Source organism: Paenibacillus sp. J22P15 (assembly GCF_056269345.1).
In genome coordinates this window covers 37,409-63,418 of record NZ_JBWDNT010000014.1, presented here as the reverse complement: position 1 = coordinate 63,418, position 26,010 = coordinate 37,409, and the positions used below count along the sequence as shown (strand labels likewise).

At 47.2% G+C, this 26,010-nt stretch carries 7 protein-coding genes; all 7 read left to right on the top strand.

The annotated features are described in order from the left end of the window. Positions 1 to 4 precede the first annotated feature (4 nt). The 7 genes from AC0YN6_RS22395 (at position 5) to AC0YN6_RS22365 (ending at position 25,953) form a co-directional block, all read left to right on the top strand. Entirely contained in the window at positions 5 to 1,675 is a 1,671-nt protein-coding gene (locus AC0YN6_RS22395) for a response regulator transcription factor (protein ID WP_475749606.1), read from the top strand. Positions 1,676 to 1,864: 189 nt separating this feature from the next. Then, on the top strand, positions 1,865 to 2,878 hold the full coding sequence (locus tag AC0YN6_RS22390) for an S-layer homology domain-containing protein (RefSeq protein WP_475749605.1): 1,014 nt from the start codon (positions 1,865 to 1,867) through the stop codon (positions 2,876 to 2,878). Between the two features lie 178 nt (positions 2,879 to 3,056). Continuing rightward, on the top strand, positions 3,057 to 8,144 hold the full coding sequence (locus tag AC0YN6_RS22385; protein ID WP_475749604.1) for an endo-alpha-N-acetylgalactosaminidase family protein: 5,088 nt from the start codon (positions 3,057 to 3,059) through the stop codon (positions 8,142 to 8,144). A 99-nt stretch (positions 8,145 to 8,243) separates the two neighbouring features. Beyond that, entirely contained in the window at positions 8,244 to 12,197 is a 3,954-nt protein-coding gene (locus AC0YN6_RS22380) for a family 20 glycosylhydrolase (protein WP_475749603.1), read from the top strand. A 118-nt stretch (positions 12,198 to 12,315) separates the two neighbouring features. Beyond that, positions 12,316 to 17,202, top strand: a complete 4,887-nt coding sequence (locus AC0YN6_RS22375) for a discoidin domain-containing protein (RefSeq protein WP_475749602.1) — start codon at positions 12,316 to 12,318, stop codon at positions 17,200 to 17,202. A 97-nt stretch (positions 17,203 to 17,299) separates the two neighbouring features. Next, positions 17,300 to 20,005 carry a cohesin domain-containing protein gene (locus tag AC0YN6_RS22370; RefSeq protein WP_475749601.1) on the top strand — a complete coding sequence of 902 codons (2,706 nt, stop codon included), beginning with the start codon at positions 17,300 to 17,302 and terminating at the stop codon, positions 20,003 to 20,005. A gap of 77 nt (positions 20,006 to 20,082) precedes the next feature. Then, the gene (locus AC0YN6_RS22365) at positions 20,083 to 25,953 is read left to right on the top strand and encodes an Ig-like domain-containing protein (RefSeq protein ID WP_475749600.1); all 5,871 of its coding nucleotides are present in this window, start codon (positions 20,083 to 20,085) and stop codon (positions 25,951 to 25,953) included. Positions 25,954 to 26,010 lie beyond the last annotated feature (57 nt).

Genomic DNA, 26,010 nt, shown 5'->3' with positions numbered 1-26,010 from the left:
AAATATGATGGCGAAATACAAAGCTTTCATTATTGATGACGAACCTTTAGCTAGATTGGCACTACGGGAGTATATTTCATTAACTTCAACAGACATTGAAATTGCTGGGGAGGCAGGCGATGGGGAAGAGGCGTTAACTCTGCTTCAGGAACGGCAGGATGTCGACATCATATTAGCCGATATTCAGATGCCACGAATGAATGGAGTTGAGCTTCTTAAAGCCCTTCGCGATGCTTCCTTGACTCGGCAGCCGCTCGTCATCATGCTCAGTGCGTATGGTGATTACGGTTATGTAAGGGATTCCTTCGTCCTTGGCGCTTTTGATTATATGCTCAAAGCGAAATTGGACGAGGCGTATATTGCTCCTGTGTTGAAAAAAACGATAGATGAATTAAAAAGGCGCCAAAGAACAGAGGATATCGTATCACCCTCTCAAGACGAAGAAGAGAAGGTATGCTCCATCCTGCACCGTCTTTCCTTATCGAATGCTTCGAATCTAGCGGATTATGAACAAGATGAAGAGCTGAAGCAAGGATTGGAATTTGTGAGAAATCATTTAGGAGAGAAAAATCAAGAGGTAGCGCTGATTAGATTGTCGGAGGTCATTCCATTCGAGCATATTCATCGAATGGTTCTACAGACGATTCGAACCGTTACAAATACTGACCGGAATGAAGGAGTATGCCGCGTTTGCCGTCATGATGATCGTCAGTATACTCTGTTTTTCACATTTCCCGAGCAGTGCAGCACGCTAGCCATTAGAAGTCTAACCCAAAGTGTATTAACCGATGTGAAAATTAGGCTGAAGCAGTTTTTGAATCTGAATCTATCGATTGGAATCAGTGATGTTGCAAGCGGTGTGATGCAGTGGAGCCGTTTGTTTAGGCAAGCTGAACGACTGTCGATCCTTAGCTACTATCATGGATACGATCGTTTGTTATATCCTGAAGCTGAACGACCATTTCGGATTGAAGCAGATGATTGGAAGGATGAGTGGTCTTCGTTTAAGTCAGAGCTGCTGAAAGCATTAAAGGAAGCAGATAGCTCGCTGTGGAAGCAGCAGTTGCAGCATGGCCTCGAGCGGTTAGTCGAGAGGTTTCCTTCCTCTCCGGACGATATCAAGTCGGCACTCAGTGATCTGATCTGGGAGGCGGGCACGCTGATGCACAAAAACGGCGTGTCTTGGGAGACGCTGCATGAAAAATTTCCACATCCAGTTGAGCATGTTCGCAGTCTGGAGACGTGGGATGAGACCATGAGTTGGGTAGAGCTATTTCTAGAGAAGCTGCATGAGAAACTGCATCCCAAATCACAATGCACAGCCGCTTGGCTCAGCCCCGTCGTTGCGAAAGCAAAGGCGATTCTAGAAAATAATTTTGATGAGGATATCCATTTATCGAATATAAGTGAGATGGTCGGCGTTAGCGAGAGCTATTTAAGTAAACAATTCGCAAAAGAAACCGGTATCAATTTCATTACTTATTTAACGAATTTGAGAATTGAGAAAGCGAAGGAAGGCCTCGAAAACGGATTGAAAATTTATGATGTCGCGGAGAAAGTAGGATACGTGAACCCGGAGCATTTTAGCCGGATATTCAAGAAAGTAACAGGACTTAGCCCAGTAGCCTATCGTAAGGAGAAAGATAAGCGTCTCGTCATCTCCTCTTACATTTAGCTTCATAGGGACATCACTTAAACAACCTTCAAATCACTTTTATGTGGTTTGGAGGTTTTTTTGCGTTCGAGAGCAAATAAACTCATGAAATGCAAAAATGATCAACTTTACTTCAAAATAGATCATTTGTATCCGTTTACACGGTTTGTATGATAGAGGGGTCAATAAAAATAAGGGGAGGGATATATAATGTATCGCAAAATTTTGATGAATACGATGATCTGTACGATTTGTACGATGCTGTGGATGTCTGCAGTTAGCGCGGAGAAGGCATCCGATTTTGTAATGAAGGCGTCGGATAAGGAGTCTGCAAAAGCACAATTTACGATTACGCTAAGCGGAGAAAACATAAAGGATCTGTACGCATATGAAGTGAAATTCAAGTTTGATCCAAATCAATTGGAGGTTGTAAAAGCAGAATCGAGCATAAAAGGATTTTCTGTCTCTCCAATTGTCAAAAACAATGAAATTACGTTCGCCCACACCAAGATCGGTAACGTAAAGGGTGAAGCCGGAGATATGGATATAAGCACGATCACCTTCAAAGCGAAAAAGGCTGGTACCTCTAAGGTGAATTGGACTTCCATGAAAATAATCGATCAGAATCTTAAGGATCAGTCTTTTACGCTAACACAGTCCGTCGATTTCACCAAAATATTCAGCGATATTGCCGGGCACTGGGCGAAAGACGATATTATGCAAATGGTGAATAAAAGCATAGTGGAGGGCATCGATAACGATCGTTTTGCTCCAAACAACAACGTAACAAGAGCGCAGTTCGCAGCTTTGATCGCTAGAGCATTAAAGCTGAAGGAGGGCAGCAGTAAAAATCCGTTTGCTGATGTTAAAGCAGGCTCATGGTATGAGGAGACGGTAAAAAGCGCCTATGCGGCAGGTATTATCAATGGTTTAACCAGTACGTCATTTGCACCTAATAAGAACATAACGCGTGAGGAAATGAGCGTCATGCTGATGCGTGCGAAGGCATACGCTGCGGGAGTGAAAATTGACAGCCTGAAAACAGGCAGCTTAAAAGGTTTTAAAGATGAAGGCGACATTAGCGAATGGGCCAAAAAATCGGTTGGGTTCGCCATTGCTTCTGGATTGTTGAAAGGAAGAACAGCAAGCTCCTTCGCTCCTAAAAAGTTTACAACTAGAGCGGAGTCGGCTGTCGTCATAAAACGTTTGTTGTCAGGTAATTAAGGATACATTTTGTATCGTGCTTAAGTGATTTTTTTGAGGGGGGATGCAAAAAAAGTCACGTTTGGCAGTTCGAGTTGCGTTTCATTTTTTATTAAGCACAGAGAGGGAGATCAAATTGAATAGTAGCACCAAGCCTTATCGTGTTTTTTTGGCAATGTTATTGGGAATACAGCTATGCATGCCATCAGCCTCGGTATTCGCAGCAGAGCAAGATACGGTCTATTTCAAGGATTATAATGACGGAACCATTACGGGTTGGACAGCAGGCAAAGGGTCAACGACGTTTACTGCTGATAATGGGGCTGTTAAAGCTGCTACGCAAGGAGCTGTTATTGTATACGATCAAACTTCGCCTCAATTTGCGGACGGCGAGTATGAGGTCAAGCTGAAGTTTAATGAGGCGCCAACGAGATTTGGGCTAGTTTACCGTTATGTCGACAGCAGCAATTACAATGTCCTCCAATACGATTTGAACAGCTGGGGCTGGGATTCTGTAAAGGCTGGCGTAGAAACTTACGGAAATATTGCTTCTACCAGTCCAACGTTTGCAGCCGGTAAGCAATATACGTTTAAACTGAAATATGTGAAAGACAGCGTGGAGTTGTTTGTTGACGGAGTTAGTATTTTAAGCACTAGCTTGCCGAGTGTGCCAACAGGCGCCGGTAAAATCGGACTCCGCAGCTGGTTCGCAAATAAGACGATTGCGATTGATGACCTGAAAGTGACCGAGGTAAAGGTTACTGCTCCTGATCCAAAGCCGATTACCGTCGTTGATACGCTCACATCCGATTTGATGAACGTAGAAATTGACAAGGAATTCCCGCGGGTGAAAAATTACGTGTGGAAAAGCAGCGGCGCGGAAATGAAAGGCCAATTAAACGGTTTTAATGAATTGAAAATTAATAACAAATCCTATTATCCTACGGCAACTGCCTATGCGAAAAGCGCGGCAACGACGGATAAAGGAGAAACAGCATTGTACACCCTTCATATTCCTGAAATTAATGTGGATTTGAAGGTTGCTATGGAATTATCTCATAACATTCTTAATTTTAACGTCGTTAGCCTTGAGGAAAAGGGCAGCGTAAAAGTTAAAACGATCGAATTTCCTAACCATGATCTCGTATCCGTGCTTGGAACGCAGGAAAAAGCGCAAGAAACGGCTGCATGGGTTACGGGCGGCTGGAATGAAGTTAATGAGGAATATAAAGACCTTAAAGCGGGAGCAACCGATGTTAGCGGAGGCCGCACGTATGCGTTCCTTAACTCGGACCAATTAGCTGCAACGATGATCACCAATGTCTTGAATGATTACGATAAGGTGCGCGTGAAGGTAGCTACGGATACGCAGCTCGGAACGAAGAAAGCGGCGATCTCAGGTGGATCGTGGGTTTACCGAGGCAGCGATGTGATAGATCCGGAGCCATTGCCTTGGGCAAAGGTTATACTGACACCGGATGCGAACAATGACAGCATAGTTGACTGGCAGGATGGCGCAATTGTTTATCGCCAGCATGCGGAAGTGCCGTTTGGCAGTGAGAAAATTCGCGATAATCTCTCTTACGTTAGTATGAACATTGGCTCTACTACATCAACTCCGTTTCTACGCGCTTTCGATAACGCGAAGAAAATTTCGAATTTGACCGACGGTTTTGGACAAATCATTTTGTTTAAAGGCTATCAAGCCGAAGGACATGATGATTCCCATCCGGATTATGGCGGTCATATCGGAATTCGTCAGGGCGGTATTGATGATTTCAATTACGTACTTAGCGAAGGCAAAAAGTATAACATCCTTGGCGGCGTTCATATCAATGCTACGGAATATATGCTGGATGCTTTCGAAACGAAGATGGAAAATATGAACCAGCCGCTAAGCAAAGGCTGGGGCTGGCTCGACCAGGCTTACTACGTAAACAAAACAAAAGATGTGGAATCCGGTGAATTAAAACGTCGTCTTGATATGCTCAAGAGCGATACCGGGGATAATCTATCATTCGTATATGTAGATGTCTATTCAGGCGCAGATTACAATGCGAAGAAGCTTTCCGATTATATTAACGGAAATGGGTGGATGCTCGGTACAGAATTTGCTGGCCCGCTCTATCAACAAGCGGCATGGGTGCATTGGGGAACAGATCCAGGCTATCCGAATCAAGGGAATAGCAGCCAAATTATCCGTTTCGTGCGCAATCACGTGCTGGATGGATTTTTAACAACGCCATTGTTGAAAGGGAATAAGCAGGTTGGTGTGGGGTATTGGCAAAGCGGTTCTGCTTTCAACAGCTACAAGGATACGACTGCGGCATTCTTTAATCACAATTTGCCGACCAAATATATGCAGCATTTCCCGATTACGAAAATGACGGACAATCGTATTGATTTTGAAAACAATGTGGTCGTACAACGCGGTCAAGATGGCAAAATCCACTTGAGCAAAGACGGCAATGACATTGCAATCATGACCGATAGCAGCAGTATTAGCAACAGTACCGTCTTCATTCCTTGGAGCCCGGAAACAGAAGAAAAAATTTATCACTGGAATCCGTCAGGCGGAGCTACGACATGGAAAGTTCCAGCGTCTTGGAGCGATGTGCAAACGGCGCAGCTGTATAAGCTGACAGATCTCGGACATGAGCTTGTGGGCAGCGTGCCAGTGACAGCCGGTCAAGTGACGTTAACTGCGGAGCAGGGCGTCGGTTATGCTCTTTACAAAACGACAGCTCCGGCAAACAAGGATATGAAATTTGGCGATGGCGGCTTGGTAAAGGATCCTAGCTTTGACAGCCAAACCTTCAATAACTGGAGCAAATCCTCGACAGCAGCGAATACAGATCATATTCAAATTGTCAAAAATAACAATGCGGAAGATCAGCTTCGGGTGAGCGGTTCAGATGATGCGAAGATCGAGCAGGTTATTACTGGACTTGAACCCGGTAAAACGTACTCCGCTTCCGTATGGGTGAATGTGGCCGGAAAACGGACAGTGCAAATCGGCGTGAAGCAAGGCGACTCCGAGGTAGTCAACCATTTGGAGGATACCGAGCTTGGGTATTTGTCGCAGCAGCATAAGTATGCAAACACCAAATATCAACGGATCAAAGTATCGTTTGATGCGGTGAGCGATACAGCCACTTTGTATTTGAAAGTAGAGAAGGGCAGCGGCAATGTTGTGCTGGATGATGCAAGGATTTGGGAGAACCCAACTAAAACAGATGCGGGAGATTCCATCCTGTTTGAAGATTTCGAAAATGTCGATGAGGGCTGGGGACCATTCGTTTATTCGAAAACAGGACCGGTTCGCACGCACTTGGTTGAAAAGGGCGGCAATCAGATTCAAACCTATGTGCTCGACGACAGCTGGTCGCTCAAAACGAATGAAGAAGGAACAGGAGAATGGCTGAGAACGCTGCCGCACACGCTCCGAATGAAGGAGGATAATCTATATCATCTGACGATGGATTACAATTCTGACGAGCTGGATATGTACACGGTTGCTCTACGCGTCAACGAGAATGGCGTCGTGCGCGATCTTGCTACCCAAAATCTCAAGGCAGGAAAAAATACGTTAGATTTAGCTTTTGCTACGGAAGGTGCCAAAAACGCTTACTTAGCTATCATTAAAAACAAATTGAACAACCAGAAGGAATTAACAGGAACGCTAGTCGTCGATAACATTCGCGTTAACGATGAAGGCCCGATCGTACCGGTTGAGGGAGTCCTTGTTAATAGTGTGAAGCTCTCCAAGCAAGAAATGGAATTGAATAAAGGTGAAGCTTCTCAAATCAATGCGCTTGTTGCTCCAGCTAATGCATTTAATAGAAAACTGCAATGGCAATCAAGCGATGAAAATGTGGTGACCGTTGATCAAACGGGCAAAGTGTCCGCGGTAGGCATTGGTTCAGCTACGATTACAGCGGCATCTACGGATGGCAGTCAAGTGAGCGCAGCGGTGTTGATTCATGTTTATGATGCCAATACGCTCATTCCACAATCGGAGATGACGGCGAGCGCATCAAGCTTCCAGCCAGGCGATGATCCAGAAAACGCGCTAGATGGTGATATTTCCACACTTTGGCATACGAAGTGGAGCCCAGCGCATTTACCGGAATCCATTACGCTTGATCTTGGTGGAAGCTATACGGTAAATCAATTTAATTATACGCCAAGAACAGGCGCGCTTAACGGCACAATTACCCGTTATAATCTGTCCGTTAGTACGGATGGCGTCAACTTCACGCAAGTCGCAACCGGTAGTTGGGCTCGTGACGAGAAGGTGAAGTCGGTAAGATTCGCGGAGGCAGCGGCTACTCATGTGAGGCTCGAAGCCATAGAGGGTGTAGGCAATTTTGCATCGGCAGCAGAGCTTAACGTGTTTAAAGTAGCAGACCCATCAGAAATTGGAGTAACTGGCGTTCAGTTAGACAAGGCGGAAGCGACGCTCAAGGAAGGCGAAACAACTGAGCTTACTGCAACCGTATTGCCTGAGAATGCAGCGAACAAAAATGTAACCTGGTCTTCCAGCAACGAGGCTGTTGCGACAGTGGCTTCGCAGGATGGTCATGTAGTCGTGACGGGATTGAAAGCTGGCACAGCAAATATTACCGTAACGACGGTAGACGGGAAATTTACAGCTGTAAGCAAAGTTACGGTGCAAAAAGCAGATGTTGAGCTGCTGCCGGCGACGGCTCTAATCGCTCCAGCAAGCGTGCCGTTTAAAACGGAATTTGCAGTGAAGCTTGGACTGCGCAACATTAAACAAAATATTTATGCGCAGGATATTAAGCTGCAATACGACGTTAATGTGATGGAGTATGTAGGAGCAAAATCGTTAATTACAGGTGTTAGCATCGTCGCTGACCAGGACGAAACGCCGGGCGTGCTTCGTTTCTTGCTTGCAAGCGAAGGGTCTGCGCACGGAGTAACAGGTAGTGCGGATGTTCTTGAGTTAACCTTCAGATCGAAGGATGCGGCAGGGAAGACGATCGGAACGATTTCCGTTACTAGCGCGGAGCTTGCCGATAGCAGTGTGGAATTGACTGCGGCGTCTTCTAAAGTTGACATCGAGTTTGCTGAGAAGGGCATTACTGGCGATATTACAGGTGACGGTAAAGTAAGTATCGGCGACTTGGCGATTATCGCAGCTCACTATGGCAAAACAGCATCCAGCTCGGATTGGCAGCAAGCGAAGAAAGCAGATATTAACGGAGATGGCGCAATTGATCTGGAAGACCTTGTTACAGTAGCAAGAAAAATTGTGGAATAAATAAACTCCAACACGGCTGGCTGCATGATGTGATTGATAGCATTATGCAGCTGGCTTTCTTTCTGCCTGCTCAAATTAATAAATTGGGGTGAATTTCAATTGAAAAAGTGGATAAGTATCATCGGCATAACTAGCATGATATTTTGTTCCGTACCTCTGCAATCAGCCGGTGCGGCGGAAGCTGCCGTTAATGCTAAGCCGAAGGTCATACCAAGCTTGCAGGAGTGGACGGGCGGAAGCGGCTCCTTCGTGCTGACAAATAACTCGCGTATTGTTCTAGCCGCCAATGATTTAGCAGCTGTAGCAGAAGTGTTCCAGGACGATCTGAAAGAAATAACAGGTAAGGATATTCCGATTGTCAATGATCAGCCAGCCTTAACGAGTGACTTCGTTCTTGGGGTGAACAGCACGAGAGATAGCGCGATTGGCGATGAAGGTTATACGTTTGAAGCCCGCGATTACGTAAAAATAAACGCCAATACGACGAAGGGCGTTTTTTACGGAACGAGAACAGCACTGCAAATTTTGGAGCAGGATCCTGCAAAGTCGAGCATCGTGAAAGGAATCGCGAAGGACTTTCCTAAATACCAAGAGCGCGGCTTCATGCTGGACGTAGCGCGTAAATTTTTCCCGATGAGCGATCTGAAGGAATATGCCAAAATGATGTCCTACTACAAGCTGAATGATTTTCAGCTGCATCTTAATGATAACGAGATTTTCTCCGATACGAGCAGGCTGAACTGGAATAAATATTCTGCCTTCCGTTTGGAAAGCACCAAATACCCGGAGTTGACTGCTAAGGACGGGCACTATACGAAGCAGGATTTCCGCGAGCTTCAGGATATTGCAGGTGTCCGCGGGCTTAACATTACGCCTGAGTTCGAGTCGCCTAGCCATGCGCTGGCGCTGACGAAAGTTAGGCCAGATCTCGTAAAAGATAATTTGCCTGTCGATCATCTTGATATTACACGTCCGGAAACGATCGAATTTGTCAAAGATGTCATGGACGAATATTTGGATAATCAATGGTTCGACAGCAAAGAAATTCATTTTGGCGCTGACGAGTTTGATCGGAATGATAGAACGACCTTCGAGTATTACAGGCAATATCTCAATCAAATGAACGAGTACTTAAAAAGCAAAGGGAAAGTATCCAGAATGTGGGGCAGCTTGTCGCTATTCACAGGAACGACGCCAGTTGACAAGGACATTATTACTCACATCTGGAACAATGGCTGGCAAAATCCGGCCGATTCAGTCGCACAGGGCTATAAAGTAATCAATACGCTGGATGGTTACTTGTACATGGTGCCAAAGGCGGGCTATTACCGCGATTACTTGGATGCGAATTGGCTTTACAACAACTGGGAGCCGACCTACTTCGGCAACACTCTTCGTTTGAAGGATGGGGAGCCTAACTTGCTTGGCGGCATGTTCGCGGTATGGAACGATCTGCTTGGCAAGAAGGTAAGCGCGGCAGATGTCCATGATCGGGTGAAGCAGGCGCTGCCGGTGATGGCAGAAAAAATGTGGAGAGGGCAATCCAGCGATTCGACTTACACCGAGTTCAAGCAGCTTAGCGATTTGCTTGGTATTGGGCCTGGAAACGATCTTCTGCATGAGGTGGATTCGGTTGGAGAAACAATCGTTCATTATTCTTTTGAAGAAGGGAATGCAACATCGACAGCTGATCAATCCGGAAACTTGTACAACGGCACGCTAAAGGGCGTGGAGCGGACGAGTGAAGGGAAAATGGGTAAAGGGGTGATGTTTAACGAGAAGACGGATCGGATCGATACTGGCTTAACGATTAAAGGCTTCCCTTGGACGGCGGCAGCATGGGTGAAGCTGGACGACAACTCGTTGTCAGATGAAGCGATTTTACTGGAGTCGGAGTACGGCATGCTGAAGCTGAAGCAAAAGGGCAGCGCGAATGCCGGGTTCTCGCGAGAAGGCTTTGATTTCACCTTCAACTCCGCCATTCCAACGGGGCGCTGGGTGCATGTCGCTTTTCGGGGAGATTTGAAGGGAACATCCTTATTTATTGATGGGGAACTCAAAAGCACCTTATCCGAAACGACGCTGCTTCCTGCGGCTTCCATCGGCAGCAAGACGGGCTCCTTCATAGGAGCTTTGGATGAGCTCAAAATTTATGACCGCGTTTTAACAGGGAAAGAGATTGGGGAGGAAGCAGGCTCACCTCCATGGACGGTCAATGCAGCTGCACATAAAACGGCAATCGCTTCTTCTGTTGAAGTCAGCGCATTCCAACCAGGTCTAGCCTTCGATGAGATTGAGTCCAGCTCTTCACGCTGGTCATCGAAATATACGGACAATGAATGGATTTATGTGGATTTGGGTCAATCCATCGATATTGGCAAGGTCGTTCTGAAATGGGAAAATGCCAATGCCAAGGGCTACAAGATTCAAGTCTCGGATGATGCTCTTTCCTGGCGTGATGTTTATTCCACTAGCGCGGGCCTTGGCGGCGTGGAAATCGTTAAATTTCCAACGGAAAGCGCGCAATATGTACGTATGCAGGGTACGAAGCGCATAGGGCAATACGGCTATTCCTTATATGAATTCGAGGTTTATCCAGCGAATCCGAATGATCCTGTTCCGGTACCGATCCCAGTGCGCTATAAGCAAAATTTCGAAGCGAATACACTGGAAGGCTGGAATCATGCGATCGGGGCTGGCGGCGGCAGCATGACCCTCGTTGACGATCCGGGGAATGCAGGGCAGCATGCATTGAAGCTCACTGCAAATGGCAGCAACAACGTGTTTGTGGATGGTAATTCTCCGATGATTACAAACGGTGAAATTGAATTCAAAGTGACTCCGCAGAGCGATGTTGTTCGTGCAGGCATTATTTTCCGGTATGCGAATGAAGGGTCATGGGCTTCAGTTGGCTTTGACCAGCGCAGCTGGTACTGGGTTAACGCGCAGGACAGCTATGGAGCAATGACTTCCGATCAAGGTGCTATGCTGCGTAAGGGTGAAACAGCAACCGTTAAGGTCAAGTTCGAGGGAACGTTTATTACTCTGATCGTAAATGGTAAGACATATTTTGAAGGCGCTCTGCCTAGTCTTCCAATTGAAGAGGGCAAAATGGGTGCACGTGTATTTGGGCCTACGATTGCTGTGTTTGATGATTTCCAGTTTAACAATAATGTGGCTGAAGTGCCGGTAACGGGCGTTAGAGTGGATAAACCGTCCATTCAATTGAAAAAAGGGGAAACGGCTCAGCTTACTGCCACTGTGCTGCCAGGAAGCGCAACGAACAAAAATACAACATGGGTGAGCAGCGATGAGGCTGTAGCTAAGGTTGTTGTCGCGGATGGCAAGGTAATCGTTACGGCGATTGGAGCGGGCAGTGCCGATATAACGGTCACGACCGAATCAGGCGGCTTTACAGCTGTCAGCAAAGTGACGGTATTACCTGCAAATACAGAAGCTTTATCTACTACAATTACGGCTCCAAGCAAAGTTGCATACGGTGAGCAGTTCAAAGTCAGCTTCGGTCTTCAAAGTGTAACCGAGTCTGTCTACGCACAGGACATCACGATCCAGTACGAAGACAGCCTTATGGACTTTGGGTCGGCTGAATCGATGATCGAAGGTGTTGCGATTCTGGAGGTGAAGAAAGGAGCGGGCTCCGTCCGGCTGCTCTTGGCTAGCCAAGGGGCAGAGCATGGAATAGCAGGAGATTCGGTGATTGCGGAGCTTACCTTTACGGCGAAGAAGCTGGAACAGCCTCTAACCGGGACCATTACCGTGTCGGATGCTTTGATTGGCACTGGCAGCGGAGAAGAATTTAAGGCAGGTTCATCCACAGTCCAGGTTAACTTCGAGTATGAGCTTCCAGGGCTTCCGGGAGACTTGAACGGTGATAACAAAGTCAGCATTGGCGACCTTGCTATCGTTGCGGCTTACTATGGAAAAACGTCGGCCGATTCGGATTGGGAGCAAGCGAAGCGGGCAGATGTGCACAAAGACGGCATGATCGACATTAACGATCTTGCGTATATTGCGAAGAAAATATTGGAGTAGACTAAGCAACCAATAACCTTTGGAAAATGACAAGACAAGGTGCATGTTGTGCTGCATGATACACGCTGTACCTTGTCTGCATCATTCGAAATTCCACTAACCGAACGGGGGAGATCAATTGGAAACTTTTAAATACCGCTGGGGTTGTGCGCTTGCTTTTATCTTTATGGCTGCGGCAACGCTCTTATTGTTTAATCCAATAGCGGTTAAGGCTGCCGCAGTAGGCAAGATTACCAATTTTGAAAAAACGGATGATAAAACGTTCACGATAACCTCTGGCAGCGATAAGGTCAAAGTTATTTTCTTGAAGGAGGATATGGTACGTATTTGGCTCGGAGCCGGCGGCCAGTTTACCGAATTGAAAGGGAAAACGTCAGCTAAACCGGCTGAGCCTATCGTCATTAAGGAGGACTTTGGAGCGGTTGCGGTTACGTCGTCCGATGAGGGCACTTATTACAAGATGGAGACAAGCAAATTTATACTGCGCGCTTACAAAAATTCTTTAAAGTTCGCCATGTATAAAAAAGATAATGAAACGCTTGTATGGGAGGAAGCGAGCGGACTAACCTACAATGATTCATCTACGACGCAGAAGCTCGTTCGGGGCGATGATGAATATTTTTATGGCGGCGGGATGCAAAACGGTTTTTTCTCGCATCGAGGCCAAAAAATTGACATCGCGAACAAATACGGCAACTGGGGAAGCGGCACCGTGTCGAACCCATCCCCATTTTACCTCAGTACTGCTGGCTATGGCGTTCTGCGCAATACGTTCCAGACGGGGGCCTATGATTTCGATAGCACCCTTTCTTTGACTCATAATGAAAAAAACTTTGATGCTTATTATTTTTATGGCGACACGATGAAAGACATTTTGAATGGCTATACCGATCTAACGGGCAAGCCGAGCTTGATTCCAAGATGGGGAATGGGCTTTGGAGATGCGAACTGTTATAACAGAGCTCCTGGAACGACGATTGACGTCGTAGACAGGGTTGCCAAACAATATCGGGAGCATGATATGCCTGGCGCATGGATTTTGCCAAATGACGGTTATGGATGCGGATACACCGATCTAGGAAAAACGGTGGATGAGCTGGAGAAGCTGGGCTTTCATACTGGGCTATGGACACAAAACGGCGTTGCTAATATTGCGCAAGAGGTTGGCGTAGACGGAACCAGACTCGCCAAGCTTGATGTCGCTTGGGTCGGACCCGGCTATGACTTCGCCTTAAACGGAACGAAACAAGCGTTCCAAGGCATTGAAAATAATTCGGATGAGCGGGGTTACGTTTGGTCTGTCGGAGGCTGGGCGGGAACGCAGCGGTATTCGACCGTATGGTCAGGCGATCAGTCGGGAGATTGGGAATATATTAGGTTCCACATTCCAACATTGATAGGAGCCGGGCTATCTGGCATCCCTTATGCTACAGGCGATGTGGACGGCATATTTGGCGGAAGCGCCAAAACGTATGTACGTGATTTGCAGTGGAAGGCGTTCACTCCAATTCTGATGAGTATGTCAGGTTGGGCCTCGAAGGATAAACAGCCATGGGTTTGGGGCGAGCCTTATACTAGCTACAATCGCGATATTTTGAAATTAAGAGAGCGATTGACCCCATATTTCTACACATATTTGAATGAAGCTTATGAATCAGGTGCACCGCTCGTCAGAGGAATGGTATATGAGTATCCAAACGATCCGAATGGGAAGGGATTGCTGACACAGTATCAATTTATGTCCGGCGATTCGTTCCTTGTAGCTCCTGTATATTCGGATACAACAAGCAGAAACGGAATTTATTTGCCAAAAGGCAAATGGATTGATTACTGGACAGGCGATAAACATTATGGCTCCAAAATGCTCGATGAATATGCTGCGCCGCTTGGTCGTCTGCCGCTTTTAGTAAAGGGCGGAGCGATCATTCCGATGTACCCGGAGTCGCTCTATGACGGGCAGGTTCCGGCGAATCCGATTACGTACGATATTTATCCTTATCAAACATCAAGCTTTGAAATGTATGAGGATGACGGCGTGACTAAAGAACATCGCAATGGCAAATTTGCTAAAACGTTGATTACCTCGAAGGCGCCTGAACAAGGGACAGGAGATCTTGTCGTTCAGGTTGGAGCGAGCGTAGGCGATTATAAAGGCAAGCTTGCTTCGCGTACGAATCAATTTATGATTCATATGCCCAATAAGCCGACTGCCGTTTCTATTGATTCATCCAGCTCTTCGGAGATTGCGACGAAGTCTGCATGGGATGCTGCAGCAAGCGGCTGGTATTACGATGCACAGGACAAAGGAGGCATTCTATATGTGAAAACATTGGATTTGCCAACTAATCAAGGATTTGAATTGAAGGTGTCCGGCTTCATAGCGGATACGACACCTCTTGTTGATGCGGTTGCTATTGAATTGCCTACGACAGATACGGACCCGAGCAAAATTCCGCAGGACGATATGATTGCGACGGCAACGAATGCAGATGCTGCTGCTCCTGCGTCCAATGTGCTTGACGGCAATTTCGAATCAATTTGGAGCACTGCACTGAATGGCAGCGCACAATTGCCGCAGTCGGTGACGTTGAACTTAGGATTCAAACAATTTGTAAATAAGATCAAATACCTGCCAAGGCAATACGGCGGCACAGATGGCATCATTACCGACTACAACGTGTACGTCAGCTTGGACGGCACGAATTTCACGCTGGTGAGCAGCGGACAATGGAAGGCCGATAAAGTGGAGAAGGTCGATACCTTTGATACCGTTGAAGCCCTCTATGTGAAATTAGAAGCGACTGCGGGAGTTGGGAACTTTGCTTCAGCGGCGGAGATCAATGTGTACCGAGATCTGCTGAAGCCTGCGCCGACGCCGATTGCGAAAAAAGGGATGAACGCCCAAGCAATAAGCTTCCAGTCTGGAAGCGAGGCTTCTAAAGCAATCGATGGCGATGCGAATACCGTGTGGCATACGAAATGGGACGGGTCGGATAAATTGCCGCAATCGATCATTGTTGATCTGGGCAAGGCTTATGAGATCAGTCAATTCCGTTATACACCGCGGAAGGACGCTGCAAACGGAACGATTACCTCTTACAACTTATATGTCAGCACAGACGGCCAAACGTATACGAACATATCAAGCGGAACGTGGATCAGAAACAATTTGAAAAAATATGTCTCTTTCGACGCTGTTTCTGCCCGTTATGTGAAGCTGGAAGCAGTAGCTGCAGTGGGCGGCTTCGTATCCGCTACTGAGCTTGATGTTTATGAAGCACCGAAGGAGGCGCCGGGAATCGAGCTCATTTCAGAAGGCAAAGCTGCTTCTGCAGACAGCGAGGACCCAGCGTTCCCGGCAGCTGCTGGAAATGATGGGGATTTGGGCACAAGATGGTCAGCAAACGATGCGTTAGCAAACCATAGTTGGATCGTTGATTTAGGAGGTATGTACTCGATTCAATCGTCGGAAGTTTCCTTCGAGCATAGCGATAAGCTTTATAAATACAAGATTGAAGTGAGAGAAGCTGGAAGTACAAATTGGATTACGGTCGTTGACCGTTCAAGCAACACAACCATTGGGGCTGTGCTGAAGGATAACTTCGGCAGCCAAGGCAGATACGCAAAAATAACGATTACGGGTCTGCCGGATGCGAATACAAAAGCCAGCTTCTCCGAGTTTAAATTATTCGGTATGTCATTAATCGGGGATCAGAAGACTACAGGCGTAACACTCGATCGAGAGACTCTCGCGCTAAACGTGCTGGGTGAGCCGGTTACTCTGATCGCTAGCGTAGAGCCTGAAGGCGCAGCGAACAAAGAGGTAACGTGGGTAAGCAGTAATCCAGGCGTGGCAGCGGTTGATAGCAAAGGCAAGGTAACGCCGAAGGGCGAGGGATCGGCGACGATTACGGTGACGACAGTAGACGGAGGCTTTACAGCGACGAGTGATGTAACTGTAACTGGTCAGCAGAATCTAGTTGAAATTCCACAAAGCCAGATGAGCGCATCGGCAACTAGCACGCAAACAGGTACCAATGATCCGAAGTATGCGCTTGACGGAGATCCGGATACGCATTGGCATACGAAGTGGTTCAACGTTGATCCGCTGCCGCAGTCGATTATTGTGAATTTAGGCGGAACGTTCAAAATTAGTAAGCTCGGTTACTTGCCAAGGCCTGATTCCGGCAATGGAACCATTACCGGCTACAACGTGTACACAAGCATCGATGGTGAGACTTATACGAAGGTAACGAGCGGTACATGGCTCAGAAACAACTTGTTGAAGGAAGCCAATTTCAAACCGATCGAAGCTGCTTTTGTAAAGCTGGAAGCGATTCAAGGCGTTGGCGAGTTTGCTTCGGCGGCTGAATTAACCGTGTTTCAAGTAGAGCAAGCATCTGCAGAGCCGCAAACTGATCTATCCGGCAAGGAAAGTGTACAGAGCGGAGAGCCGTTTGTTGTTCAATTTGGAATAAAAAATGTGATGAACATGGCTTATGCGCAAGATATTGTTATCGATTTTGATTCATCTGTTATGGAGTTCATTTCGGCTAAGTCGTTAATTGAAGGTGTAAAGCTTATTGAAACGATGACGGTTTCGCCGGGCAAGCTTCGTTTCATTATTGCAAGCACTGGTGAAGCCAACGCACTGACAGGTGATGTGCAGGTGCTGGAGCTGAGCTTCAAGGCGAAGGACAGCGAGGAAGCGGTGACTGGAACAATTACTGTAACAGACGCCACACTGGCTGATGAGAATGGAATGGAGACGAAGCTGAAATCTTCTTCTATTAGCGTAGAGGTCATCCCTGTTGAAGCAGGAATCCCTGGCGATACGAACAACGACGGAAAAATTAGCATCGGAGATTTGGCACTTATTGCTGTTAATTACGGCAAAGGTAAGGATAGCTTGGATTGGGCGCAAATCAAACATATGGACCTTGATAAAAACGGCATCATCGACATCCTTGATCTAGCGGAAGTTGCCAAAAAGATTATTGGATAGGGATTAAGCTGTAAGTCTTATTCAAATTTGGCAGGTCAGCCGCTTCCGCCGCTGCGGAAGCGGCTGACCTCATAAAAAATATTTGGAGGTAATTAAGATGAATGCTTTACGAAAAAAAAGATATTTCACGACAATGGTAAGCGCTTTCTTGCTCTTGACGACATGCCTTACCGGCATCGCTCCGCTAAAGGCATCTGCATCGCATAAGCCAAATGACCACTTAGCTGCTACCCCGCCGATGGGCTACAGCACTTGGAATGCGGTACGTTTCAATGTAAGCGACAAGCTGATTCGAGATGTAGCCGACAGCATAGTTAGCAGCGGTTTACGAGATTTGGGTTACGAATATATCAATATCGATGATGGCTGGCAAGGTAAAAGGGACGGCAACGGGGCCTTGCAGCCCAACCTTGCTAGATTCCCTAATGGGATGAAGGAGCTTGCCGATTACGTACATAGTAAAGGGCTCAAGATTGGAATTTACACGGATATCGGTAAGATAGGCTGCGGCGGTCAAATTGGCAGTTATGGCTATTACCAGCAAGATGTTGATCAGTTTGCCGAATGGGGTTTTGATTATGTCAAAGTAGATGCTTGCGGAGCCGATTCGCAAGGACTTGACTTCAAGACGCAATACGAGCAATTCGCCGAAGCATTGAAAAATGCGAACCCGAAGCGGGATATCCTTCTTAATATTTGCGAGTGGGGAAAACAGAAGCCTTGGAACTGGGCTCCGGCAATCGGCCATACATGGAGAGTCGGATTCGATATCGACAATCAAGGCGATTATTGGGACGGCGTGCTCTATGAAATCGATCAGACCGTTCCGCATGCCGATATTGCAGGTCCTGGCCATTTTAATGATCCTGACAGCTTGGAGGTCGGCGTTATCTCAGATAAACCCGGGCGAAAAAGCTTGAACTTCGATGAATCTGTATCCAACTTCAGCATGTGGTCGGTGCTAGCCTCTCCGCTTATGCTCGGCTTGGATGTAACGACTATGGATGACCCGAGCTCTTACAGCAGCCAATTTGCATCTATTGTCAAAAACGCTGAAGTGATAGCTGTAAACCAAGACCCGGCCGGCATTCAAGGCAAGAAGGTAGATGAATCAACGCCAGGCTTGCAAGTATACTCCAAGCCACTAGGAAGCAAAACGAGCGGTGAAAGAGCCGTTGTTCTGCTTAATCGCTCGAATGCTCCGGTGAAGATGACGGTTAACGCCGACCAAATGGGCTTGCTGAACACGTTCTCGGTACGTGATCTATGGAAGCACAAAGATATGGGCAATTTTGCTTACAGTTATTCTGACACCGTTCCCGCGCATGGAAGCGTCATGCTGAAAGTGAGCGGAACCTACAATCCTAAACAGCCGGAAGAGCAGGCGATTGTAAAATATGAGGCTGAAGCTAGCGGAAATACGCTAAGCGGAGCGGTTAGACTGCGTGCCGTGCCTGAAGCATCAGGCGGTTCAGTCGTTGGTTATGTAGGAAACGGTATTGCAAATTCACTTCAATTCAACAACATTGCTGCTCCGGCAGCAGGTTCCTATCAGGTAACGATTAGTTACGTTAGCGGTGATGCAAGAAGCACAGAATTATATGTGAACGGCATTCATTTTTCAAATCTGTCCATGGCCTCATCGGGAGGTTGGAGCAGTGTTCGCACAAGTGTCATTAACGTGGATCTAAACGAAGGTATGAATACGATCAGGTTCAGCAACACGAGCACAGGTTCCTTCTCTCCTGATTTTGACAAAATCGAAGTGACTGCGCAGCCTATTGCACACGAGATAGCAGGCAGGAAACCAGCATCCTCCGACAGTGAGGGACCGGACTTTCCTGCATCAAACGGTAATGACGGCAGCATGGCAACGAAATGGTCTGCTTTAGACGTAAATCCTAATCATGAATGGACGGTCGATTTGGGGAGCAGACATTTGATGAAGTCCTCCTCAATTTCTTTTGAAAAAAGCGATCAAGTGTACAAATACAAAATTGAAGTGCGGGATGAAGGCAGCGAAAAATGGGATATTGCTGTAGATCGCATGAACAATACGGAAGCTGGAGCCGTGCTGAAGGATAATGTTAGCAGCATGGGGCGTTATGTGAAAATTTCGGTGACGGGGCTTCCTAACGCTAGCACTAAAGCAAGTTTCTGGGACTTCAAGTTATTCGGAGAAGCAATCGAAACGGAAAGCGAGAATGCGAAGACGGAGTTAACAGGAGCGGTCAATGTTCCAGCCGGAGAACCATTCAAGGTCCGACTAGGTCTAAGCGGAGCTATTCAAAATGTGTATGCTCAGGACATTACGTTAAGCTTTGATGAACAAGTCATGGAATTTGTGGAAGCTCATTCTTTGATCGATGGCGTTCAGGTTCTTGAAAGTGCAGCGGCAACGCCAGGGAAGATTCGTCTCATTGTTGCTAGTACAGGTCAAGAGCATGCAATCAATGGGGCTGCGCAAGTGGTAGAGCTGAGTTTTAAGGCGAGGAATATCAAGAAAACGCTTACAGGAAATATAGAGGTAGTGAAGGCAACTCTTGGCGACGGCAGCGGCACCGAATTGGAAGCAGCGCTTTCCACGCTCAGCGTTGAAGTGACAGCTGCTGAACAAGGAATACCAGGCGATATCAACCAAGACGGCAAAGTCAGCATCGGCGATCTCGCCATCGCAGCGGCTCATTATGGCAAGGATTCGACAAGTTCGGATTGGGCCAAGGCTAAAGAAGCTGATGTGAACGGCGATGGTAAGATCGATATCGCAGATCTCGCATTTATTGCTACAAAAATTTTAGCGTAATGGATTGATATAGGGGGGAAAGCTGCGCAGCGCAGTTCTTCCCCTCTCCCTATTATTTGAATTGGAGAGGAAATCATATGAGACCTAATCGATGGTTACAAAAAGGGATAGCTTTTTGCTTGATGACAACTATGCTAGTTACCAGCTTTACGCTTCCGGCTTTTGCCCAGGCAGCGGGAGATTCTTCAATGACGGTTCTACCAGTAGTTGATAGCACCGACAGCAGCACTGACTTCGAGTCAGAACGGCGAATGAACTTTAATGACGACTGGCTTTTTCAAAGAGAAACAAGCGGCAGTATCGTAGGCGCACAGGCACCGGGCTTTGATGATTCTTCGTGGCGGCAGCTTAATTTACCTCACGACTGGAGCATCGAGCTTGATTTCAACGCGAATTCGCCCGCGACCCATGAAGGGGGATTTCTGGACGGCGGAATCGGTTGGTACCGCAAAGCCTTTACAATCCCATCATCAATGGAAGGAAAGCGTATTTCGATTGATTTTGACGGCGTGTATATGAACAGCACTACTTATTTGAACGGGCAGCTGATAGGTACATACCCTTATGGCTATAATGCTTTTTCCTACGATATTACCGATAAACTGTACACGGATGGCAGAGAGAATGTAATTGCGGTGAAGGTGAATAACACCCAGCCAAGCAGCCGTTGGTATTCGGGCAGCGGGATTTACAGAAATGTATATTTAACCGTTACGAACCCCGTTCATGTGGCTAGATATGGCACCTTCGTCACTACGCCAAATTTAGAAGCTGACTACGCCGAGGGCAGAGCAGATGTAAAGATTCAGACAAAAGTTAACAATGATTCCGGCAAGCCGGCACAGGTAAAGGTAAAATCAACGATTTATGCAGCTGATGGGACGGCGGTCTCAACAGTCGAATCGAACCCAGCAACAGCTGCAAGCGGCAAGGTTACTCTCTTCGAGGATAAGGCGGTCATTGAGCATCCGACGCTGTGGAGCATCGATAACCCATACAGGTACACGCTGCAATCCGAAGTTTTCGTAGATGGACAGCTTGTAGATACGTATCAAACTCGCTTTGGCGCCAGATATTTTAAGCTCGATAACAATGAAGGCTTTTCTTTAAACGGAAAATACATGAAGCTGCATGGCGCATCTATGCATCATGATCTTGGTGCTCTTGGAGCCGCAACGAATGCTCGCGCCGTAGAGAGGCAAATGCAAATCATGAAGGATATGGGTGTGAACGCCATTAGGGTTACTCATAACCCAGCCTCGCCTGAGCTGCTGGAAGCTGCCAACCAATTGGGGCTGCTTGTGATCGAGGAAGCTTTTGACGCTTGGAATCAGTCGAAGAAGACGTATGACTACAGTAGATTTTTTTCTTCATGGGCAGAGCATGACGTTAAGGAAATGGTAGATAGAGGAAAGAATGAGCCGTCTATCATCATGTGGTCTTTAGGAAACGAGATTTACGATACGACCAACGCTAACGGAGTGACGATTGCCCGCAATCTCGTTCGATGGGTGAAAGAGGTAGATACGACGCGGCCAACGACGATCGGTGAAGACAAGACTAGGGGCGACAAGGTTAATGTCACGCCGATTAATAGCTTCGTCAAGGAAATTTTCAATATAGTGGATGTTGTAGGGTTGAACTATAGCGAAAATAATTATGCGGGCTATCATGCGCAAAATCCAAGCTGGAAAATTTATGGCGCTGAAACCTCGTCTGCAACACGCTCGAGAGGCGTATATACACATCCGTACGCTTATAATCAGAGCACGAAATATGCGGATATGCAGCAATCCTCCTATGACAACGATTATGTGGGCTGGGGACGTACGGCGGAGGATGCTTGGAAATGGGATAGAGATTTGAAGCATATCGCCGGACAGTTTATATGGACAGGATTTGACTATATCGGCGAGCCGACACCTTATTACAACGCATTTCCGGCCAAAAGCTCTTATTTCGGCGCGGTGGATACGGCTGGATTTCCGAAAGATATTTTCTACTATTACCAAAGTCAGTGGAAGGCAGAGCCAATGGTACATCTTCTCCCTCATTGGAATTGGACAGAAGGGCAAACGGTTCGGGTACTAGCTTACTCAAACGCTTATAAGGTAGAGCTGCTGCTTAATGGCAAATCGCTGGGTGAGCGAAGCTATGTGAACAAGACCACCTCATGGGGAGCCCCTTATAAAGAAACTGCGGAAGGAAAGACGTATTTGGAGTGGGCGGTGCCTTTCCAATCGGGTACATTGGAAGCGGTTGCCAAAGATGAAGCGGGCAAGATTATTGCAAGAGATAAAGTTGTAACTGCGGGTGCTCCGGCTGCCTTGAAGCTGACAGCTGATCGGCATGTGATCACGGCGGACGGCAGTGATTTGTCCTTCATAACGGTAGATGTTGTTGACAGCAAAGGGATCATCGTGCCTACCGCTGACAATCTCGTAAACTTCACCTTATCAGGAGGCGGCAAGCTAGCAGGTGTAGACAATGGCAATGCGGCCAGCATCGAGAGATTTAAGGACAATAAACGGAAGGCGTTCAGCGGCAAAGCATTGGCTATTATCCAATCGGATAAGCAGGCAGGCGAAATCACATTGACCGCCGCTTCCTCTGGACTTCTCGGAGCTTCCACTACGGTGTTTACTGTGCCGATCCCTGAGGACGATCAACTGAAGGTGGCTGGAATCGAAGGAATTCATGTGACTACTGGCCTGAATGAACAACCTGTATTGCCAGCAACGGTCAAAGTTTATTACAGCGATTCATCGGTCTCCGCCAAAAAAGTGAGTTGGGCAGCGGTTGATCCATCCCTTTACGCTAAAATCGGTAAGTTTGCGATTGAAGGTACGGTGGAAGGCATTACGGAAAAAGCAGTCGCTAATGTGACAGTTATGGGCATTGTTGCTGTAAAGCCCGTTGCAATTGTGACAAAAGTTGGCGTGCTTCCTGAGTTGCCATCTCAAGTCAGCTTGCTCTACAGCGATGATTCCGTGAAGAATGTTCCTGTCAACTGGGATGCTATACCTGCAGACAAAGTAAATCAGGCGGGCAGCTTTATCGTTGAGGGAAATGTAAGCGAAACGGACATTCGTGCAAAAGCGGTGATTAGAGTGACGAGCGAAAGCCAGCAGGCAAATATAATGCTGCGCAAGGAAGGCTCGTTATTTCCGCAGCTCGAGGCCACTTTCACGAATCCGTCCGATAATTTAGCTCATATTAACGACGGAATTAAGAGCTATAACGAAAATCCAGTAAATCGTTGGACCAATTGGACCCGAACACCCCGTAATGAGGGCGATTCTATTACGGTCGATTTTGGGAAGGCCTACTCTGTAAACGAATTAGATTTGTTCGTATTTACGGATTCCGGGACGGTAGTGCCCGGTACGGTAAAGGTGGAATATTGGAATGGCACGGCATGGGCAGATGTGAACAATCAAACGAACCCATCGCCTTATGTCGTTCAGAAGAACGTGATCCGATTTGATTCCGTAACGACGAGCAAGCTGAAATTTCATATGACTCCTTCGCAAGCCGGCAAGTATGTGGCGCTTACGGAGGTTGAAATTTATGCGGATCAGATTGCGATGGGTGCGACTGCTAATCTTAGCGGGATTACCGTCAATGGCAAAGCTTTAGCGGACTTTAGTGCCGCGAAGCATGATTATGAGCTTGCTTTGCCTTATGGAAGTGAGCTACCGGTAGTGGAAGCTGTTGGTGCGGATCATGCGACAGTAACGATACTGCCAGCACTTTCTTTCCCTGGAATAGCTAAAATTTACGTAACCTCGGAGAACGGACTTGTAAGCTCCGAATATGTCATGCGTACACGGATGGAAGAGGCTAAGCTGATTTCTGCAAAGCTGGAAGTAGAGAAAACCGCTATTATTGCGGACGATGTGATTGACTTGAAGGTTAGCGGGCTGCTTGAAAATGGAGAGGAGGTTGATTTAACCGGATTAAATCCAACGTTTGCTTTTGACCCTAATATTGTCAAGATTGAAAATGGCAAGCTCTATGCGCTTCATGAAGGAGAGGTAAGAGTTACGGCAACTGCAACGTACAAGGGCTCTACAGTAACGACGCCGGAGCTGTTGATTACGATCGCTAAAAATACGGCAGAGAAAGTAATTGAGAGCTTGGAGCCCGTTACGGTTATCGTAGATCGGGGCATCGCACCTGTTCTTCCTGAAACGGTTGTCGCTCATTTTAAAACGGGACTCCCTCAAAATGTCAACGTTATATGGGGGAATATTGCTCCATCTCAATACGCGAAGCTAGGCGAGTTTGGCGTGCTGGGCAGCGTTGCAGGGACGAATATTAAGGCTCAGGCCAAGGTCATCGTCAAGGGAGCTGTTGCTGTCGAGCAAGTTTCCAAAGCGGTATTGCGCAGCCAAAAACCTAATTTGCCCGAAACGTTAACCGTCTATTTCAGTGACGGCACGACAGAGCAGATGGCGGTTGATTGGGCGGATATTTTGCCAGGCAGCTTAGAAACGATTGGAATCTTTAAGCTTGCAGGCCATGTAGAAGGCATTGAGCTTCAAGCGAAGGCGAGTATTAGAGTAACCGACCAAGTTGGTGAGCAGCAAAATATTAGCAGAGCGAAAAATGGTTACGAATACCCGAAGGCAGAAGCTTCTTTCACGAACAGAGGGCCTGGATCGTTTGACCGAATCGAAGCGATTAACGATGATGTCATCTCTTACTCGGCAGAGCCGCATAATCGTTGGACGAACTGGCAAAGCGTACCGCGTTCCGGCGACTGGGTATCGATTACCTTTGGTGACTTCGAGCCTACCGAATACGATGTAGACAACATGGAGATTCATTGGTTCGCAGATAGCGGCACATCTTATCCGGCTAGCTTCAAGATCCAATATAAATCCGGCGACAGCTGGGTGGACGTTACTCATTTAAGGAGCGAGCCTTCGACGCCATCATTGAACAAAGCGAACAACTACACCTTTGATCGCGTGAAGACGTCGGCGTTGAGGGTGAATATGACCGCTCAGACAGGTAAAAGCTTAGCCATTACCGAGCTGAAAGTCGTATCGAAGCGCCCAGCGGAAAATAGCGAGCCGAGCGTTTCCGATATTCAGCTAGACGGAAAAAGCATAATTGACGGGTTTGTGCAGACTAGCGGAAATTATGAATACAGCGTCCTTATTAGCAACGGATCTGACATTCCGCAAATTACGGCAAACGGTGAGGGGAATTCAAGTGTTACGATCGTGCCGGTTGTTTCGGCTCCGTCTACCGCGAAGGTGATTGTGAAATCGGAGGATGGCAAGAAAACAACCGTTTATAACATTAATTTTAGCATCGAGGATGATGGAACGCCGCAGCCATTGAGCATGAAGCTAAACGGACCGGAAGCGGTGCAATCGCAGCAAACCTTTACGGTTGATTTAGGCTTGCAGCATGTTACGGCTCCGGTGCAAGCGCAGGACATCATCGTTCGTTATGATGCCGACAAATTCGAATTCGTTAAGGCAGACTCCAAGCTGGAACATGTTAAATTGATCGAAACCGTGTCAGGAACCTCTGGACAGTTACGGTTGATCGTGGTCAGCGAAGGGGCAGAGCATGCGATTCGTTCGGATGGTGCAATCATCGAGATGACTTGGCGGGCGAGAGCAACCGAGCAGCCAGTTTCAGGGAAAATCGATACAACGCAAGCAATTGTAAGCGATCCAGAGGGCATAGAAACAAATGCTGCGCAAGCTTCCCTTACCATTGATATTGCTCCGATCAACCTTCCGTCTAACCCGGATGTGAATGGAGATGGTAAAGTGAGCATCGGCGATCTGAGTATCGCAGCGGTTCATTATGGCAAGGATTCGACAAGTCCAGATTGGGCGCAGGCTAAGCGCGCGGATATCAATGGCGACGGCAAGATCGGCATTGAGGATCTTGCAGCTATTGCAACAAAAATTTTGGAGTAAGTGGCTTTGATTCAACAAAATCCAAACGGGGCTATCCGTGAAACGGTAGTCCCTATA

Bases quoted from the DNA above. Each gene is read 5' to 3' on its own strand.
- AC0YN6_RS22390 (WP_475749605.1), top strand. From the start codon at position 1,865: ATGTATCGCAAAATTTTGATGAATACGATGATCTGTACGATTTGTACG.
- AC0YN6_RS22365 (WP_475749600.1), top strand. From the start codon at position 20,083: ATGAGACCTAATCGATGGTTACAAAAAGGGATAGCTTTTTGCTTGATG.
- AC0YN6_RS22370 (WP_475749601.1), top strand. From the start codon at position 17,300: ATGAATGCTTTACGAAAAAAAAGATATTTCACGACAATGGTAAGCGCT.
- AC0YN6_RS22385 (WP_475749604.1), top strand. From the start codon at position 3,057: ATGCCATCAGCCTCGGTATTCGCAGCAGAGCAAGATACGGTCTATTTC.
- AC0YN6_RS22395 (WP_475749606.1), top strand. From the start codon at position 5: ATGATGGCGAAATACAAAGCTTTCATTATTGATGACGAACCTTTAGCT.